General features: G+C 68.9%; 14 protein-coding genes. 7 read left to right on the top strand and 7 right to left on the bottom strand.

The genetic code is table 11. From position 1 onward, the window contains the following. Window positions 1–20: 20 nt before the first annotated feature. Entirely contained in the window at window positions 21–1,157 is a 1,137-nt protein-coding gene (locus ACM9LZ_RS17855; protein ID WP_416620862.1) for an FIST signal transduction protein, read from the bottom strand. Further along, window positions 1,157–1,798, bottom strand: coding sequence for an arylesterase (locus ACM9LZ_RS17850; RefSeq protein ID WP_416620861.1), 642 nt, complete (start codon window positions 1,796–1,798; stop codon window positions 1,157–1,159). The genes ACM9LZ_RS17855 and ACM9LZ_RS17850 overlap by 1 nt, the downstream gene beginning before the upstream one ends. A gap of 73 nt (window positions 1,799–1,871) precedes the next feature. On the opposite strand from ACM9LZ_RS17850, the gene ACM9LZ_RS17845 reads away from it, so the two are divergent. The 3 genes from ACM9LZ_RS17845 (at window position 1,872) to ACM9LZ_RS17835 (ending at window position 5,860) form a co-directional block, all read left to right on the top strand. Beyond that, the gene (locus ACM9LZ_RS17845) at window positions 1,872–2,603 is read left to right on the top strand and encodes an ABC transporter ATP-binding protein (RefSeq protein WP_416620860.1); all 732 of its coding nucleotides are present in this window, start codon (window positions 1,872–1,874) and stop codon (window positions 2,601–2,603) included. Beyond that, window positions 2,603–5,209: an ABC transporter permease gene (locus ACM9LZ_RS17840; RefSeq protein ID WP_416620859.1), complete on the top strand. Its 2,607-nt coding sequence runs from the start codon at window positions 2,603–2,605 to the stop codon at window positions 5,207–5,209. Before ACM9LZ_RS17845 ends, ACM9LZ_RS17840 begins: the two co-directional genes overlap by 1 nt. Window positions 5,210–5,368: 159 nt before the next feature. Beyond that, the gene (locus ACM9LZ_RS17835; protein ID WP_416620858.1) at window positions 5,369–5,860 is read left to right on the top strand and encodes a PilZ domain-containing protein; all 492 of its coding nucleotides are present in this window, start codon (window positions 5,369–5,371) and stop codon (window positions 5,858–5,860) included. A gap of 20 nt (window positions 5,861–5,880) precedes the next feature. On the opposite strand, the gene ACM9LZ_RS17830 is transcribed toward ACM9LZ_RS17835, so the two are convergent. The 4 genes from ACM9LZ_RS17830 to ugpQ all read right to left on the bottom strand — a co-directional run bounded on the left by ACM9LZ_RS17830 (window position 5,881) and on the right by ugpQ (window position 11,627). Then, the gene (locus ACM9LZ_RS17830) at window positions 5,881–7,005 is read right to left on the bottom strand and encodes an ABC transporter permease (RefSeq protein WP_416620857.1); all 1,125 of its coding nucleotides are present in this window, start codon (window positions 7,003–7,005) and stop codon (window positions 5,881–5,883) included. Between the two features lies 1 nt (window position 7,006). Continuing rightward, window positions 7,007–9,784 (bottom strand): ribosome-associated ATPase/putative transporter RbbA, encoded by a 2,778-nt coding sequence (gene rbbA, locus ACM9LZ_RS17825; RefSeq protein WP_416620856.1) that lies wholly within the window; start codon window positions 9,782–9,784, stop codon window positions 7,007–7,009. Next, window positions 9,771–10,772, bottom strand: coding sequence for an HlyD family secretion protein (locus tag ACM9LZ_RS17820; RefSeq protein WP_416620855.1), 1,002 nt, complete (start codon window positions 10,770–10,772; stop codon window positions 9,771–9,773). The genes rbbA and ACM9LZ_RS17820 overlap by 14 nt, the downstream gene beginning before the upstream one ends. Before the next feature lie 108 nt (window positions 10,773–10,880). Next, window positions 10,881–11,627, bottom strand: coding sequence for a glycerophosphodiester phosphodiesterase (gene ugpQ / locus ACM9LZ_RS17815; RefSeq protein ID WP_416620854.1), 747 nt, complete (start codon window positions 11,625–11,627; stop codon window positions 10,881–10,883). A 194-nt stretch (window positions 11,628–11,821) separates the two neighbouring features. Between ugpQ and ACM9LZ_RS17810 the strand changes: the two genes are divergently transcribed. The 3 genes from ACM9LZ_RS17810 to ACM9LZ_RS17800 all read left to right on the top strand — a co-directional run bounded on the left by ACM9LZ_RS17810 (window position 11,822) and on the right by ACM9LZ_RS17800 (window position 15,072). Then, a complete protein-coding gene (locus ACM9LZ_RS17810) occupies window positions 11,822–12,580 on the top strand; it encodes a CDP-alcohol phosphatidyltransferase family protein (RefSeq protein WP_416620853.1) in 759 nt (252 codons plus the stop codon). A gap of 1 nt (window position 12,581) precedes the next feature. Continuing rightward, window positions 12,582–13,730: a GTP cyclohydrolase II gene (gene ribA, locus ACM9LZ_RS17805; RefSeq protein WP_416620924.1), complete on the top strand. Its 1,149-nt coding sequence runs from the start codon at window positions 12,582–12,584 to the stop codon at window positions 13,728–13,730. Between the two features lie 106 nt (window positions 13,731–13,836). Continuing rightward, window positions 13,837–15,072, top strand: a complete 1,236-nt coding sequence (locus tag ACM9LZ_RS17800) for a hypothetical protein (protein WP_416620852.1) — start codon at window positions 13,837–13,839, stop codon at window positions 15,070–15,072. Between the two features lie 55 nt (window positions 15,073–15,127). Here the strand turns inward: ACM9LZ_RS17800 and ACM9LZ_RS17795 are convergent, their stop codons facing one another. Then, on the bottom strand, window positions 15,128–16,897 hold the full coding sequence (locus tag ACM9LZ_RS17795; protein WP_416620851.1) for an MASE1 domain-containing protein: 1,770 nt from the start codon (window positions 16,895–16,897) through the stop codon (window positions 15,128–15,130). A 402-nt stretch (window positions 16,898–17,299) separates the two neighbouring features. Here ACM9LZ_RS17795 and ACM9LZ_RS17790 point away from each other — a divergent pair, with 402 nt between their 5' ends. After that, the gene (locus tag ACM9LZ_RS17790) at window positions 17,300–18,061 is read left to right on the top strand and encodes a class I SAM-dependent methyltransferase (protein ID WP_416620850.1); all 762 of its coding nucleotides are present in this window, start codon (window positions 17,300–17,302) and stop codon (window positions 18,059–18,061) included. Window positions 18,062–18,463 lie beyond the last annotated feature (402 nt).

Genomic DNA, 18,463 nt, shown 5'->3' with positions numbered 1-18,463 from the left:
GGCGGCCTTGGGCGCAAAAGCTACAGGAACAGCGTCAGGACGCCTGTATAGCCATAAAGCCGGGCGTTGGATATTTCCCCGCCGGCAAAAAAGCCCGTCAGCGGAAAATCCCCCAGATGGTCGCGGATCAGCGCGGTTTCCGTTCCTTCCTCCCCGAACATCCGGGCCCCGCGCGCCACACAGGTGACATAGAGGCCGGCCTTCGGCGGCCCGGACAGCCGGCGCTTCAGCCCCTCCAGCATGCGCACCATGTCGGCATGGGCGGCATCGGCATCGCGGCGGCAGAACTGGACGGGCTGGCCATCGGCGACAGTCTCGCCAATGGCGATCCAGCCGCGTTCCAGATCGATGGCCGTCAGATCGCGCATCAGGCGGTCGCCGCGATCATCGCCGGCCACGGGCAGGCCGGCCTTGATCAGCCCGCCCGCGCGGCGCAGGTCTGCCGACAGTTCGGGGCCGATATCGGCCTTCAGCGCCGCCAGTGCGGGCTCGCCGTCGATCTCCATCACGACATGGGCGTCGGCGCGGGTGATGGTGCGCACCGGCCCGATGGGGGTGCAGCCCTGGGTCAGGCCGGTGGCCACGGGCAGGTCGGCATCGAACATGACGCCCGACAGGCCGGGCCCGTCCGCATGCCCGCACAGCACGGCCTGTTCGCCGCGTGATGCCGTCAGCCCGCCGACGAGAAAGCCCCCCGTGCGCCCGGCCACGTCGGTCAGCAGCCCGTCGATGCGCGCATGCCGGGGGTCGCCATGCATCAGCATCAGCAGCGGCGCATGGTCGCGCAGCCAGGGCTGCACGGCGTCCAGCGGCGCCAGCCCGTCTGCCAGCGGCCCCAGCAGGCAGAAGCCGTCATCGGGCAGGCGCGCGGTCAGGACGGAGACGGCGGGCCGGTCGTACAGCTCCACGCCCGTGCCGATCACGCCCAGCCCCACGGTGCCCACCCAGTGGGTAATGCCGGTCACCCCCCGCAGCAGGGTGGCGATGCTGCCCAACTGGTCCGCCAGATGGTCGGTGACGTAGAGCATGCCGAAATTGGCGCCGGGCAGCGGGGTCAGCGCGTCCAGGCAGGCCTTGGCCGCCCCCGACCAGTCCGCCCCGGTCCCTGTGGCGCTGGCGAAGGCGGGTGTGGGGGCAGGGATGCCGGTGCCGGTCATCACGGCGTCCCGGCCTTGATACGGTCCAGCGCCTGCGTGATGGTGGGCAGGATGCGGGTGACGATCACGGCCACCCCCTCGGCCGTGGGGTGCATCCCGTCTTCCTGGTTCAGCTTGGGGTCCATGGCCACGCCGTCCAGGAAGAAGGGATAAAGCGGAACATCATGCTTTTCAGCCAGTTCGGGATAGATGGCGTCGAACACCCGGCCATATTCCTGGCCCAGGTTGCGGGGTGCCATCATGCCGGCCAGCACCGCGGGGATGCCGGCTTCCTTCAACCTCATCAGGATACGGTCCAGATTCTCCCGCGTGCGGGCCGGGTCGATGCCGCGCAGCCCGTCATTGGCCCCCAGTTCCACGATCATCAGCGACGGCTTGTCGGCGAGCAGCCAGTCCAGCCGCGACAGGCCGCCCGTCGTGGTTTCCCCCGACACGCCCGTGTTGGGAACGGCGACATCATAGCCTTCCGCCTTCAGCGCGGTTTCAAGCTGGCTGGTGAACGCCGCCTCGCGCGGCAGCTTGTAGCCGGCCGACAGGCTGTCCCCCAGCACGATGATCTTCAGCGGGCCGTTTTTCTGCCCGTCTGTGACCTGCGCCACGGCGAAGGACGGCGTGCCAAGGCAGAAAAGCAGCAGGATCAATGCCCCGATTCGGTTGAAAGCCGTTCTCCAGGGGCCATATCCGTCCAGGTCCCCCCTGCTGAAAGAGTTCGTCATGGCGATGCCCATTGTCCCGGCCGATCCCGTTGTCCAGTTGCGCGATATCCATCTTAAGCTGGAGAGTGAGGCGGGCAGCGTCAACATCCTGAAAGGGATTGATCTGCAGGTCGGGCGCGGGGAGAAGGTGGGCGTGGTCGGTCCCAGCGGGTCGGGCAAGTCCTCCATGATGATGATCCTGGGCGGGTTGCAGCCGCCCACCACGGGATCCGTGAAGGTCAAGGGACACGAACTGACGCGCGTGAACGAGGATGCGCTGGCCCGCTTCCGCCGGGACGAGGTGGGGATCGTCTTCCAGTCCTTCCACCTGATCCCGACCATGACGGCGCTGGAGAATGTGGCCATTCCGCTTGAATTCGCCGGTGCGCCCGATGCGTTCGACCGTGCCCGCAAGGGGCTGGAGGCTGTCGGCCTGGGCCATCGCCTGACCCATTATCCGGGCCAGCTTTCCGGCGGGGAACAGCAGCGCGTGGCCCTGGCCCGCGCCTTCGCGCCCGAACCGTCCCTGCTGCTGGCCGACGAGCCGACGGGCAATCTGGACGGCGACACGGGCAAGCGCATCATCGAACTGATGTTCACCATGGCCGACCGGGTGGGGACGACCATCGTGCTGATCACCCATGATCCGGCACTGGCACGGCAATGCGACCGTGTCATCCGGCTGGTCGACGGGCTGATCGTCGATGATGCCCGCGGCGATGCCCGCATCCAGGCGGCGGCGGGGCGGTGATGACGGCGACGACCCTGTCGGGCCCGGCCCGCACGCCCGCCCCCGTCAATGGCGGCTGGCTGTCACAATGGAAGCTGGCCTTCACCATCGCACGGCGTGAATTGCGCGGCGGCCTGTCCGGCTTCCGCATCTTCATCGCCTGCCTGGCCATCGGCGTGGGCGCCATCGCCACGGTGCAGTCCATTTCCAGCGGCATCGAAGATGCGATGCGCAATGACGGGCGCGCCATCCTGGGCGGCGACGTCGCGGCGCGCATCCTTTACCGCGAGGCCACGCCCGAGCAGTTCGCCTTTCTGGCCGCGCGCGGCGAGGTGATGACCTCGGCCGAGATGCGCGCCATGGCCCGCGACCCCGAGGATGAGGGGTCCAGCACGCTGGTCGAACTGAAATCGGTCGGGCCGAACTATCCGCTCTATGGCACGTTCGCCATCCAGGGGCCGGACGGCCAGCCGCAGGCTGTGGATGTACAGACCCTGCTGGCCGAGCGTGACGGCCGTTTCGGCACCGTCATCGAGGATACGCTGGCCACGCGGCTGGGGCTGACGGTGGGACAGCCCGTCAGCATCGGCGGCATCCATCTGGAGGTGCGCGGCCTGATCGCGGCGGAACCGGACAAGGCCGGGTCCGGCAGCTTCACGCTGGGCCCGCGCCTGATGATGTCGGACGCCGCCCTGGCCACCACCGAACTGGTGCAGCCCGGCAGCCTGATCACCTGGTCCTATCAGGTGAAGCTCAATCCCGGCCTGACCATCGAGGAATTCCGCGAGCAGGCGAAGTCGGCGGTGGCCGACGCCCCGTGGCGCCTGCGCGACTACACCAACGCCGCGCCGCAGCTTTCCCGCTTCATCGACCGGATGACCCTGTTCCTGACGCTTGTGGGCCTGACGGCGCTGCTGGTGGGTGGTGTCGGCGTGGGCAATGCCGTGCGGGCCTATCTGGACACCAAGTCCAATACGATCGCCACGCTGAAATGCGTGGGGGCCGCCGGGTCGCTGATCTTCAAGGTCTATCTCATCCAGATCCTGGCGCTGGCTGCCATCGGCATCGCCATCGGGCTGGCCGTCGGCGCGGCCGGACCGCTGGCCGCCGGCAAGGCGCTGGCCGATCTTCTCCCCATCACGGCGCGCATCGGCGTCTATCCCTCCGCCCTGGCCATTGCGGCCGGGTTCGGCTTCCTGACGGCGCTGGCCTTCTCGCTCTGGCCGCTGGGCCATGCGCGGGAGGTGCCGGCCGTGGCCCTGTTCCGCGAACGGGTGCAGAAAGCCAGCGGCCGGCCGGCCGCCGCCTATCTGCTGGGCATCGCCGCTTCCGGGCTGGCACTGGCCGGGCTGGCCGTGGCCACGGCGCAGGAACGGGGCTTCGCCATCGCCTTTGTCGTCGGTGCCGTGGCCGTGCTGGGCCTGTTCTGGCTGGCCGGGCTGGGGGTGACGGCCCTGGCGCGGCGTGCCGGCCGGCCGCGACAGCCCGTGCTGCGTCTGGCCCTGGCCAATATCCACCGGCCCGGCAACCCGACCAGCGCCGTCGTGCTGTCGCTGGGCCTGGGCCTGACCGTACTGGTGGCCATCGCCCTGATCGAGGCCAATTTCCAGAAGGAGGTGGAGGACCGGCTGCCCGTCAACGCGCCCGCCTTCTTCTTCGTGGATATCCAGCCCGATCAGGTGGAGGATTTCCGCCAGACGGTGCTGTCCGTTCCCGGCACGTCGGACCTGCAGCTCGTGCCCAACCTGCGGGCGCGCATCGTCGCCATCGACGGGGTGGAAGCGGAAAAGGCGCTGAAGACCCGCGAATATTCCTGGGTTCTGAACGGCGACCGCGGCATCACCTACCGCGCCGACCGGCCGGAGAACGACAAGGTGCTGGCGGGCGAATGGTGGCCGGCCGATTACCAGGGCCCGCCCCGGCTGGCCGTGTCGAAGGAGGTGGCGGACAGCTTCGGCATCGGGCCGGGCAATGTCATCACCGTCAATGTGCTGGGCCGTGACATCGATGGCGAGGTGGCCGTGGTGCGCGACCTGGACTGGGACACGATCACCATCAATTTCACGCTGGTCTTCTCCCCCGGCGTGCTGGACGGCGCACCGCAGACCTTCCTGGCCACCGTGCGTGCCGAACCGTCGGCCGAAGCGGCCGTGCAGCGCAACGTTGCCGTGCGGTTCAGCAATATCAGTGCGGTGCGGGTGAAGGATGCACTGGATACCGTGTCGGCCATCATGGTCAATATCGGCGTGGCCGTGCGCCTGACGGCCGCCGTGACGCTGGTGGCGGGCACGCTGGTGCTGGCCGGCGCCGTCGCGGCGGGCCATCGCCGCCGCGTCTATGACGCTGTGGTGCTGAAGGTGCTGGGGGCCACCCGCACGACGGTGCTGCGGGCCTTCCTTTTGGAATATGGCCTGCTGGGCCTGATCACGGCGGCCGTGGCCGGCATGTTGGGCACCGTCGTGGCCTGGGTCGTGATCCGCGAGGTGATGGATTTCGACTTTGTTTTCATACCGCAAGCGGTATTCGCGACCACCCTTCTCTGCACCGCGATTACGCTGACCTTGGGTTTCATTGGAACCTGGCGTGCGCTGGGCCAGCCGGCGGCACCTGTCCTTCGGATCGATTGACGGGGACTGCCGGTTGCTGGTCTAAAATACCCCTGACCTTTGCGGCACGCGCCTTATCACGTGTGGGCAACGGATCGCAGGCATGTTCAGCCGATATTTTCAGCGAACATGTCCAGGGGGTGCATTGGAAACCGGACGGGGCGGCGGATGCGGGCGGCGATGAAGGAACCGGTGCAAGGAACGGGCGGTGATGGCCCCGAACCCGACGAGGCCCTGAACGCCAAGCTGCTGGCCTGCTGGCAGGCCGCCCTGAACACCGATGATCCCCAGGAAAGCCAGCGATGGGTGGAGATGGCCGAATGGCTGGCCCGTCGCGGTGGCGGGTTGCCGCCGGTTGCTGGTGGTGGGGTTCTGCCGGCTGGTCGGGATGGCGCGCCCGCTTCCGGCACCCCGGCGGCTGGGCCGGGCCCCGATCGCCGGCGGTTCCCGCGCGTGCCCCTGCGTAGCCCGGCCCTGCTCTCCCTTGGCGACCGGGTGATGCGGGGGGAGACCGTGAACCTGTCGCGCACGGGCGCCTGTTTCGCCTGTGTCGGCCCCGTGGGGTTGAGCCTGGGGGACACGGGCAGCTTTTCCGTCCGCGGCTGGGTGGAGGACAGGCCCGCCCGCATCGTCGGGCTGGAACCCGGACAGATCCGGCTGGCCTTCGGCTGATACAACCCCACCCCTTGCTGCTATTGGCTGCGTGCCAGCATGGCCCGGAACTGCGACAGCGCGGCGGACAGGAACAACCCGCCCAGCGCCGCCAGCACCAGCATCTGCGGCCAGACCAGATCCAGCCCCGCCCCCCTGTAAAGCACGGCCTGGGCCAGCTTCACGAAATGCATGGTGGGTGAGGCCTGGATCAGCCATTGCATGAATGGCGGCATGCTTTCCAGGGGCGATGTGGCGCCGGACAGCATGTTCAGCACCATGAAGACGGGAATGGCGATCAGCGAGAATTGCGGCATGGACCGTGTGACCGTGGCCAGCAGGATGCCCAGCGATGTGGTGGCGAACAGGTAGAGTGCCACACCGGCCAGGAACAACGCCAGCGACCCCTGCACTGGCACCTGCAGCCACAGTTCCACGACGAATTTCAAGGACAGGCCGGATGCGACCAGGATGACCAGGCCATTGGCCCAGATTTTCGCGGCGGCGATTTCAGACGCACCCAGCGGCATGACCAGCAGATGTTCGATGGTGCCGTGCTCGCGCTCCCGGATCACGGCGGCCCCGACCAGCAGCACGGACAGGATCGTGATATACTGGATCACGGCCATCACGGCCTGGAACCACATGCCTTCCAGATTGGGGTTGAAGAAGGTGCGCGACACCAGGGTGACGGGCGCCGGGCTTTCCCCGCGCGGGTCCAGCATGCCTGCCACCTCCTGCGCGATGATCTGTTGGATATAGGCGCTGCCGATGCCGGCCTGGGTCATGGCCGTGGCGTCGATATTGAGCTGGACGGTGGGGGAATGGCCGCGGCGCAGGTCCGCCTCCATTTCCGGCGGCAGGTCCAGCACGAAGGTGTATTCGCCCCGGTCCATGGCGCCATCCACCGCCCCCCGGTCCAGCCGGTCGGGCGGGCGGAAATAGGGCGGCAGCAGCGCATCGCCGATACGGTGGGACAAGGCCGACCGGTCATTATCCACGATGGCCACCCGCGCCTTGTCCACATCGGTCTTCACACCCGTGGCGACCGTGTGGACCGACAGGGTGAAACTGTACAGGATCAGGGCCAGCAGCACCTTGTCGGCCAGCAGGCTCGACAGTTCCTTGCGGCCCAGATACCAGACATTGGCCAGCCAGTGCCGCATCCTACACCTCCTGCTTGCGCAGAAGCGCGCAGGCCGCCGCCATGAAGCCCAGGGCGAACAGGGCCAGCATGATGAATTCCAGGTGGAAGGCGGAAAAGGCGCGGGCCTTGGCGAAGCTGCCCAGGCTGATGGTCTGGAACCACAGGGCGGGGAAGGACAGGCCGAACAGGCGGGCCCCGCCTTCCAGCGAGGCGGCGGGATAGAAGAAGCCGGAGAAGTTGATTGCCGGCACGGTGCAGACGATGGCCGTCACCACGATGGCGGCGACCTGCGTCTTCACGAAGGTGGAAACCAGAAGGCCCAGGCCCGTGCCCGCGAAGACATAAAGCAGCGCGCCCAGACACAGCGCCGCCAGCGACCCCTTGACCGGCACGCCGAACAGCAGCCAGGCTACGGTTGTCATGATCAGGAAGCTGATGAAGCCGACCAGCACATAGGGCGCCTGCTTGCCCAGCAGGAATTCCCCCACGCTGGCCGGCGAGGCGTAGAGATTGGCGATGGAGCCGATTTCCCGCTCCCGCACGACGCCGATGGCCGTCAGCATGGGCGGGATCATGATCAGCAGCACCATGATGACACCGGGCAGAATGGCCGGCGCGCTGCGGAATTGCTGATTGTAGCGGAAGCGCGGCTCCACATCGACCGTGGGGGTAACCGTTTCCGCCGCCCGCGACCGCCGCGTCAGGTCCTGGACATAGGCCAGCGCGATGCCCTGGACATAGCCCTTGGCCGTTTCGGCCCGGAACGGCATGGCCCCGTCCAGATAGACGGCCAGTTCCGGCTGCCGCCCCTGCAGAAGATCGCGCCCGAAGGATGGCGGGATGGACAGGACCAGCCGCAATTCGCCCGATTTCAGGCGCCGCTCGATCTCCGCTTCCGTATGGACGGGGGGACGTTCGGTGAAATAGCGCGAGCCCGTCAGGTTCTCCACCAATTGCCGGCTTTCCAGCGTCTGGTCGCGGTCATGCACGGCGAAGGGCAGTTCCTCCACATCGAAGGTGATGCCATAGCCGAAGGTCAGCAGCAGGACCAGCGGCCCCAGCAGGGCAAAGGTCAGGCGCACGGGGTCGCGCAGCACCTCCACCATCTCCCGCCGGGCGAAGGCCCAGATGCGGCCCAGGGAGGTGCGCAGGCCGGTGCGGTGCGCCGGCCCCGCTCCCGTGATCTCTCCCGCGCCCGCTTCCCCGTTTCCGGCCCGGGGGGCGGGTGTGGCGGGTGCCGCATCCTCCGTCAGGCCGCTGGCCTGTTTCAGCACATCGATGAAGGCGTCCTCCAGCGTGTCGGCCCCGCGTTCCCGGCGCAGATCGTCCGGCCGGCCCACGGCCAGCACCTTGCCGGCATGCATCAGGGAGATGCGGTCGCAGCGCTCCGCCTCATTCATGAAATGGGTGGACACGAAGATGGTCACACCGTCGCGGCGCGACAGATCGGCCAGATGGCGCCAGAAAAGGTCGCGCGCGCCGGGGTCCACCCCCGATGTCGGCTCATCCAGGATCAGCATTTCCGGCTTGTGCAGGCAGGCGGCGGCAAGCTGCAGGCGCTGGCGGATACCCAGCGGCAGGGCCGATGGCAGCGCCTCGGCCACCTCTACCAGCCCGAAATCGGCCAGGGATCGCCGGGTCCGCTCCTCCACCTCCGCCGCCGGGATGCGGTAGAGGCGGGCATGCAGCAGCAGGTTGGCGCGGACCGTCAGTTCCTCGTAAAGCGAGAAGCCCTGCGACATGTAGCCGACGCGCAGCCGGGTGGCCATGTCGGCCCGCCCCACCGGCCGGCCCAGCAGGGTGGCCGTGCCCGATGTGGCCGGCAGCAGGCCGGTCAGCATCTTCATGGTGGTGGTCTTGCCGCAGCCGTTGGACCCCAGGAAGCCGAATATCTCCCCACGGCGGATGCGGAAGCTGACATCATCCACGGCCGTGAAATCGCCGAACCGGCGGGTCAGCCCGTCTGCCACGATGGCATCGGGGCCGTCGCGCTCCACGAAGGCCGGCATGACCATTGGGGCGCCCCTGCCGGTATCCCCCGCCTGAAGGGCGGCATAGGCCTGTTCGGGGGTCGCCGCACCGGCCGCCGCCAGCACCTCGGCCTGCGTGCCGGCGGCCAGGATGCGGCCGCCATCCATGGCGACCAGATGGCCGAACCGCCCGGCCTCCTCCATATAGGCTGTGGCCACCACCAGGGTCATGCCGGGGCGCTCGGCGCGGATCGTGTCGATCAGGGTCCAGAACTGCCGGCGCGACAGCGGGTCCACACCCGTCGTCGGCTCATCCAGGATCAGCAGGTCGGGATCGTGGATCAGCGCGCAGCAGAGCGACAATTTCTGCTTCATGCCGCCCGACAGCTTGCCCGCCGGCCGGTCGGGGAACGGGTCCAGGCCCGTGGCGTGCAGCAGCCGGTCGATCCGCGCCCGCCGTTCCGTGGCGGACTGCCCGTACAGCCGGCCGAAGAAATCGATATTCTCCACCACGGACAGGGTGGGGTAAAGGTTGCGGCCCAGCCCCTGGGGCATGTAGGCGATGCGTGGCGAGACCGCCTCGCGGTGGCCGGCATCCCCCATGTCGCCGCCCAGCACCCGCACATGGCCCGTTTGCAGCCGGCGGACCCCGGCCATCAGGCCCAGCAGGGTGGATTTGCCCACCCCGTCCGGCCCGATCAGGGCGACGGTGGCGCCGGCCGGGACCGACAGGCCGACATCGTCCAGGGCGGGCTTGCCGCCATAGAGATGGCGCACGCCTTCCAGCAGGATGGCCGGTTCCGGCGCGGGCGCGTCAGCGGCCGGCATCGCTGGGCGCCGCCGGCAGTTTCGGGGCCAGCCGGTCCGGCCACGGCACCGCCGGGTCCAGCCGCACATAGGCCTGACCCGTCAGGCCGGCCCGCACATAGTCGCGATAGGTCGTCAGCAGGGCGGGGTCGATGGACAGTTTCACCCGGTACATCAGCTTTTCCCGCTCGTCGGCCGTTTCCACGGCCTTGGGCGTGAACTGCGCCTCGGCCGCCACGAAGCTGACCGTGGCGGGGACGACAAAGTCCGGGGCCGCGTCCAGCACGATGCGCGCGTCCGACCCGTGGGCCACCCGGCCCGTCTGCCCCGTGGGCAGGAACACGGTCATATAGACGTCCGACAGGTCCAGCAGCGTCGCCACGCGACCGCCGGCGGCCAGCACCTCTCCCGGATGGGCCAGGCGGTATTCGATCCGCCCGGCGACGGGACTGGTCAGATCGGTTTCCGCCAGATTGGTGTCGACCTGCAGCAACTGCGCCTTCGCCGCCTCCAGCGCGGCCTGGGCATCGCCCACGCTGGCGCGTGCGGCCTGCAGCGTGGCTCGGTCCACGTCATTCTGGGCGCGGCGGCGGTCCACCTCGCTGGCCGGCACGGCGTTGGTGCGGGCCAGGTCCATGCCGCGTTTCAGTTCCACGCCCGACAGCCGGAACGTGGCCTCATGCACGCTCACCTGCGCCTCGGCCTGCAGGATGGCCTGTTCCGCCCGGCGTACCGATGCCGCCGCCGCCGCGCGCTGGGCCAGCAACTCGGCCTTGTCCATGCGGGCGACGATGGCGCCGGCCGCCACATGGTGCCCCTCCCGCACGCCGATTTCCAGCATGCGACCCGGCAGCTTGGTGGCGATGTCGATCCGCTCCACCTCGATACGGCCATTGGCGCTGGCCAGGCCCGGCGGCAGCTGGCGGGCCTGGGCGTTCCACCAGTAAAGGCCAAGGCCGACACCGACGATGGCAATGGCCGCCAGGGCGAACAGAGGGGGCGCGCGCATGGGTTCAACTCCGCCTTTCCCGCGATGATGCGGTCACCATACCGTGTGGAAACGGCATTGGCATTGCGGCATGTCAATGCCGCAGGTGCGAACAGGCGGTTTCCCTTTTCAGCCCTTGCCCGTCAGCCCCTTGAACAGGCCTTCCGGCGTGTCGGTGAACACCCCCGCCACCCCCCACTGGAAAAGCTGCCGTGCCTGCTGTGCGTCATTAACGGTATAGGCCAGGACGGGCCGTCCCGTGGCGCGGAAGGCGGCGATGCTGCCGGCCGACTGGCGCCTGGCATCGATGTTGATGGTGGCGGCGTCCAGCCGGTCGGCGATGGCGGCCCAGTCGGCGGGCTCCTCCTCCATCAGATAGCCGCGCGGCCAATGGGGGGCGACCGTCCTGGCCATGGCCAGCGCCTCGGTGGAAAAGCTGGAGACCAGCGGCGGCGGCCGGTCGGCCGGCCACAGGTTCAGCGCCATGGACAGCGCGATGCCGGCCGTCTGCTCCTCGCGCCCCGGACAGGGCTTGATCTCCAGGTTCAGGTTGATATCCAGGAAACGTGCGGCCTCGATCGCTTCTGCCAGCGTGGGCACCCGTTCCCCCCGGAAATCGGGACCGAACCAGGACCCGGCATCCAGTGCGCGGACTTGCGTGAAATCCATGTCCGCCACCAGGCCATGGCCGTTGGTGGTGCGGTCCACCTTATCGTCATGCATCAGGATGGGTACGCCGTCGCGCGTGATCTTCACATCCACCTCCACCCACAGCGCCCCCTGCAAGGCACCGGTGCGCATGCCGGAAAGCGTGTTTTCCGGGGCATGGCGGGCGGCACCGCGATGGCCGATCAGGCGGGGGATGGACAGGGTCATGGGACAGGGCCTCGGGCTTTCTGGACAGATGCCGACGATAGCGTATTTCCGCCCCTGGGGCATGTCCGGCAGGGATACCCGCATGTTCCATGTGCGCTGCTGTGACATCGGGGATGCCGACCGGGTCCATGTCTGTCAGGCTGGGGGGCCCTTGCCTTTGGCAGGAAATCCCCAACCTATTTCCAATGTCCATCATGTCCATGCCTCCGCAAACAGCCCCGACCCGCCTGCGCCTGTCCGTTCTGGCGCATCTGGCGGGCTGCGTGGCCGGCGTGGCGCTGGGCGCCTGGGCCGTGATGCAGCATCAGGAATGGCCGGAAACCTATATTGCAGCCTGTCTGGTGGCCTTGCTGCCGGTCGCCTGGCTGGCACTGACGCGCCTGCAGGGACACGGGCATGGTGCCTGGGGCCATGCCAATCGCGTAACCCTGCTGCGCGCCGGGTTGCTGGCGCTGCTGGCCGGGATGCTGCCTTTCACGCCGGCCATCGCGGCCGATGCCCTCTGGCTTCCGGCCCTGATCGCTGTCGCGGCCCTGGGGCTGGACGGGGTGGATGGCTGGCTGGCCCGGCGCCAGGGGCTGGCCAGTGCCTATGGCGCGCGGTTCGATATGGAGGTCGATACGCTGGCCATCCTGGTCCTGGCCCTGCTGCTCTGGCGGACGGGGGAGGTGGGGGCCTGGGTGCTGGCCCTGGCATTGCCCCGGCCGCTATTCGTGCTGGCGGCCCGCATCCGGCCCTGGCTGTCGGCGCCGCTTCCCCCTTCGCAGCGCCGCCGCGTCATCTGCATGCTGCAGGTCGCGGTGCTGGCCTTCTGCCTGACGCCCGTTGTCGGCCCACCGCTGACCGGCTTTGCGGTAGGTGCAGCGCTTGCGCTTTTGCTTTTCTCCTTCGCGGTCGATACGGTTTGGCTGGAAAGCCGCCGCGATAACGCCGGTGGAACGAATAATGGATAACATGGTTCTGGAATACGCCTCCGACGACCTCGCCACCCCGCTGGACCATGCGGCCCAACGTGCCGTCGATCGCGCCTTGTCCGACCTGCGGCGCGGCGAGGCGGTGGTGATTGCCGGTGCCAATGGGCGCGCGCTCCTGGCCATGGCGGCGGAGGCGGTGACCACCCGGACGCTGAACCAGCTTGCCGCCCTGGCCGGAACGCCCGTGGCCCTGGTGCTGACGGGGCAGCGGGGCCGGGCCCTGGGCCTGGAGGTGCCGGCCGACCAGCCCGTGCGTATCGATCCGCCCGCCGGCCTGTCGGCCGATCTGGTCCGCGACCTGTCCGACCCCACGCGCCCGGCCCGTGCCGGCCGTCCCGCCGGTGCCGCCAGCCTGGGCGGTGGTGCCGGGCCGGAAGGTGCGGCCACCATCCTGGCCAAGATCGCCCGCCTGCTGCCGGCGGCCATCGTGGCTGACCTGCCTGCGGCGCGCGGCGGCGCAGATGCCGCCGGCTTTGCCCGCCGGCACGATCTTCTGTGTGTGCGTGCCGCCGATATCGTGGATTACCGCCGCCGTTCGGCCCGCAGCCTGGCGCGCGTGGCCGAAGCCGCGGTTCCGCTGGAGGATGCGGAGCGGACCCGCATCGTGGCCTTCCGCCCCAGCGATGGCGGCCCGGAGCATCTGGCCATCATCATCGGCGACCCGGCCCCCGGCCAGCCCGTCCTGGCCCGCCTGCATTCGGAATGTTTCACGGGCGACCTGCTGGGCAGCCTGCGCTGTGATTGCGGCCCCCAGCTTCGCGGCGCCATCCGGGAAATCGCGTCGGCCGGGCAGGGCATCGTGCTGTATCTGGCCCAGGAAGGGCGCGGCATCGGCCTGATGAACAAGCTGCGGGCCTATCGCCTTCAGGATGGCGGGCTGGACACGGTGGATGCCAATACCGTGCTGGGCTTCGATGCGGACGAGCGTGTCTATCTGCCCGCGGCCGGCATGCTGCGGCAGATGGGGTACGGCCAGGTGCGGCTGATGACCAACAATCCCGACAAGATGGCCCAGCTTGCCGCCTGCGGGGTGGAGGTGGTGGAGCGCGTGCCCCACATCTTCCCCGCCAATGGCCATAATGAGGCTTATCTGCGGACCAAGGCGGAGAAGTCGGGCCACCTGTTCTGACCGGTGCGGATCGGCCCGCCAGCCACCCGGCAAAATTGGCCGCCTTTCCGCCCGAGAGGCTTGGCACGGTGCCTGCATATTCCCTGACGAACCAGGGAGGACCGTCATGCCGCCGAGCGCCATCCATATGGACCATGTCCGCAGCCAGCATCGCCATCACCAGATGGCGGCCCTGGAACGCCATGGCATGGAGGCATCCGGAGCGGCCCGCGAAACCCCGGAAACCGGGGCTTCCCGGCCGGCTGCGGCAGAGGGGGACACGGGCGGGGGCATGTCCTTCTGGGATGTGCTGGATGTCATCAACCCGTTGCAGCACATCCCCGTCGTCAACAAGATCTATCAGGCCGTGACGGGCGACACGATCGGCACCCCGGCGAAAATTGCCGGGGCCGCCCTGTTCTTCGGCCCTGTCGGCGTGGCGCTGGCCAGTGCCGATGCCGTGGTGGAAAAGACCACGGGCAAGGACACGCTGGGCCAGGTCGCCGACCTTCTGGGACTGGACACGGACAAGCCGGCGGCAGCCCCGGCCGGGGAAGATGATCCGTTCACCGTCACGGCCCCGCGGCCCCGGCGGACGGCCGATGCGGAAGGGGTTCCCGCTGCCCCGGTTGCCGGTGCCCCCGCCACCCAGCCCGTTCTCGAACTGACCGATGGGCAGGCCGCCCTGCTGGAAAGCCTGATGGCGCAGCAGGGGGCCGCCGTGACGGCCGCGTCGGGCGCCACGCCATCCACCGGCAGCGCGCCTGCCGGCGCCCTGTCCGCCAGCGCCACGTCCGCCAGCGCCACCTCTCCGGCCGCCGGCGGGATCGCCACGGCCGGGCAGTTGAAGAAGCTGGAATCCACGCCCGGCGCCGATGCCGCCCTGGCCGCGGCGCGCGGTGTGGGCCTGACGGGTGTGGTGGCCAGCCTGCCGACGCCGGGAGCGCCCGCCTCCGGCAGCAACCTGCTGACCGCGATGAGCCAGGAGCAGCAATCGGCCCAGCCCGCCCGGACCGGCCGCAGCCTGGCCGATTACCGGGCCAACGCCGTCCATTCCGGCAGCATGGTGCCCAAGCCGATGCTGACCTCCCGGTCTGAACAGATGGTTCGCAACATGGGCGGCGGCATGCCCGGCGCCGCCTTCACCCCGGCCGCCGCCGCCGCGCCCAAGCCGCCGGCCGCATCGCAGGATGGCGGGACCGCCACCCGGCAGGCGGCGGCCTGGCCGCCCGAAGGGCCGGCAGCACTGCCCAAGGAACTGATCGCCGACATGATGGCCCAGGCCATGAACAAATATGAAAGCCAGGCCCGCCGCCGCGCCGACGCGGCCGCCGCCGGCACAGGCGGGACGACGGTCCACTGATGGCGGGCCGCTGATGGCAGGGGCGCGCCCCTGTCGCCGGCGGATGCCGGTCCGTTCAGGCGCTCAGGCGCTTGGCGGCCAGGTCGATGGGGGTCGGCGGCGGGGGCGCCGGGAGGTCCCCGGTCGCCGCCAGGGGTGCCTTGGCGGGGAACCGGGCCGTGAAGCAGGTGCCCTGGCCGGGCGTGCTGGCCACGCTCATGCTGCCGCCCAGCTTCTGCACGACCTGGCTGTAGGCGAGGTACAGGCCCAGCCCGCTGCCGCCCCGGTCGCGGCGGGTGGTGAAGAAGGGCTCGAACACGCGATGCATCTGGTCCGGGGCGATGCCGCTTCCATTGTCGCTGATGCGCAGTTCGACCCAGCCCTGCTCGTCGCCGCGCAGGTCCAGTTCCACCCGCCCCGCCCGGCCGTCGGGAAAGGCGTGGGTCACGGCGTTCACGACCAGATTGGTGACCAGTTGCGCCACGGCACCGGGATAGGTATCCACCGTCAGCCGGCTGGCCCCGGTCAGCGCGATGGCATGCGGCGTCTTGCGGGTCTGGGGGCGCAGGGAGATGACGATCTCCTCCAGATATCCGGCAAGGTCGAAGCGCCGCCGGTCCTGCCGCGTGCGGTCCACGGCCACATGCTTGAAGCTTTCGATCAGCCGGGCTGCCCGTTCCATGTTGGATTGCAGGATACGGGCGGCCAGCGAGGTGCCGTCGATATAGTCGTTCATCTGTTCCCGGCGCAGCGTGGCGCCGGCCAGGGCCTGTTCGATGCCGCGCGTGTCGTTGGCCAGCCGCGTGGCGGCCGACAGGGCGGTGCCCACGGGCGTGGCGATCTCATGCGCGATGCCGGCGACCAGCCGGCCGAGTGAAGCCATCTTTTCCGCCTGCACCAGATCGTCCTGCGTCTGCCGCAGGCGGGTCAGGGCCTGTTCGGCCTGCTGTCGGGCCTCCCGCTCGGACAGGATGGCGCGGCGCAGTGTGGCCATCGTGGTGGCCAGGATCAGGCCGGCCACGGCCAGCACGGCCAGCGCCGCCAGCAGCGTGGCGAAACTGGTGTGGTAGCTGTCGCTGGCGAAGGGGCCGGCGCGCTGCGCCGTCATCGCGGTCAGCCCGGCGGCGACCAGCAGGGTGTAAGTGGAGGTGCCCAGCAGCCCCAGCCGCAGCCCCGCGCCCAGCGTCAGGCAGAAAAGCGCCAGACGCCCGGCCTCGTGCAGCCAGACCGCCTGCGGCAGGGACAGGCCCCACAGCAGCAGGCCGGCGGCCAGGACGAGCGCCAGCGCTTCCCGCCAGCGGCGGCGGATCAGCGACAGGGCACCGGGTGCCGTGGCCAGGATCAGCGGCGGCGCCACCAGCAGCACACCCATGGCATCGCCCAGCCACCAGCTTGTCCAGCCGCTGGCCACGCTTTCGCCCAGACCCGTGCCGCCCGCCAGTGCCGCCAGGATGCCCACGCTGGCGCTCAGCATCGGGGCCAGCAGCACGGGAAGGATCAGGAAGGCGACCAGGCCGCGGACGCCATCAAACAGCGGACGGTGCCCGCGCAGCCGGCGCAGCAGCGCCCAGGCGACCAGGGCGGGCAACCCATTGCCGACACCCACGGCCAGCGCGAAAAGCGGATCGCCGAAATTCAGATAATTCAGGCCCGCCGCCGCCAGCATGATCCCCGGCAGCAGGGCGGGACCACCGCACCATAAGGCGGCGAATGCGATGCCGCTGGGCGGCCATACCAGGGTTACGGCCTCTCCCGAGAACGGAACCAGCAATCCAAGTTGACCACTGCCGGCATAGGCCAGGCCCAATGCCAGGTTCGCCATCACCAGCCTGAGGCTGTACGCCATCAGCCACCCCCGTGAAGCCATGCCTTGCAAGCATGGACTGTTCACCCCGCATTCACATACTGGCTGAAGTCGGTCCCGGAATGGAAGTCTTCTATTACGGGCGGATCGTGTTCGTTGCGCCGCACCATGTGATGTAAATGTTACATCCATTTCAAATGACGGGCCGGGCGGATGTTCCGGGCTGGCGTGGGGCGATGTTTCGCGTATTGTCCGCCGTGCCGTGTGGCGTTCGGTTCAACCGCGCCACACCGGGATGAACCCTGGACGTGTCTCGCCGATCCGGGGATGATCATCTACAGCCGGCGTGCAAGGCACAGCCGGCTTTTCTTTTGCCTGCATCCTTTTTGTCCCACATCCCTTTTGCTTCGCATCGCCCGTCCGCAATTGCGCTATGCTGGCTGCATGTACAGCGATGTCCTCGACCTGCGTGAATTCTACCGCGGCAGCACGGGCCAGATGGTCCGCCGGCTGATCCGCCGCCGCATCCGTGCCATGTGGCCCGATATGCGCGGGCAGCGGGTGCTGGGCATCGGCTATGCCACGCCCTATCTGGGCATGTTCGCGGAGGAGGCGGAGCGGGTATTGTCCGTGATGCCGGCCAGCCAGGGCGTGGTCTTCTGGCCGCCGGAGGGGCCGGGCCGCGTCACCCTGGCCGACGAGGCGGAACTGCCCTTTCCCGACATGTCGGTCGACCGCGTGCTGCTGGTTCATGGGCTGGAATGCACGGAAGAACTGCGCCCCCTGATGCGGGAGATGTGGCGCGTCCTGGCTGGCGGCGGCCGGCTGATCGCCGTGACACCGAATCGCTCGGGCATCTGGGCAAGATCGGACCGCACCCCGTTCGGCCTCGGCAGCCCCTTCTCCCCCTCCCAGCTTCGCCGCACCCTGAAGGACAATATGTTCGTGCCGGAGCGGGAGGATTGCGCCCTGTTCCTGCCCCCCACACAGCGGCGTTTCCTGCTGGCCTCCGCGCCGGCCGTGGAGGAGGTGGGGCGCCGTTGGTTCCGCGCCTTCGCCGGCGTCAACATGGTGGAGGCATCCAAGCAGATCTATGCCAGCGCCGCACGGGCCAAGGGCCGGGAGCGGTCGCGTGCCCTGTCGCCGCAGGCCCAGCCCGTGTTCGGTCGCATGGCCGCCGAACGCCGCCGCTCCACGGAGCCCTGATCCATAAATCCCTGTTGCGGGGTCCCGGACCGCCCCCCCGGCAGTACGGCTTCCGCCAGTACCTATCAGGCGATGTCGCCTGCCAGGTTCGCCGGATGGGCGGCATCATGGCAGGTCAGGCACCAGATATGGCCGGCGCCGGCATGGCTCCTGTCCCGGCCGGCCCCCCCTATCGTCGGGCTTCCGCTGTCGCATGGATGGCCGGAATAAATCAAATCTGGCCGTTCTACGGACCAGACAGGGCTTTTCCCGAAGGATGCGGGTGAAAATGACTGTATCCACGCCCTGTGGTGGTGGTGGATTCCTGCCCCGGACTGACCTTCTTCGGCGATGGGACTTGGCACGGCGGAAAGGCCTGCCGCTACCGCACCCCATACAAAGGGTTAGGTTGTGCTGGTGGCA

The organism is Niveispirillum fermenti, from assembly GCF_048066175.1.
GTDB classification, from domain to species: domain Bacteria; phylum Pseudomonadota; class Alphaproteobacteria; order Azospirillales; family Azospirillaceae; genus Niveispirillum; species Niveispirillum fermenti.
This window is presented reverse-complemented; position numbering and strand designations above follow the sequence as displayed.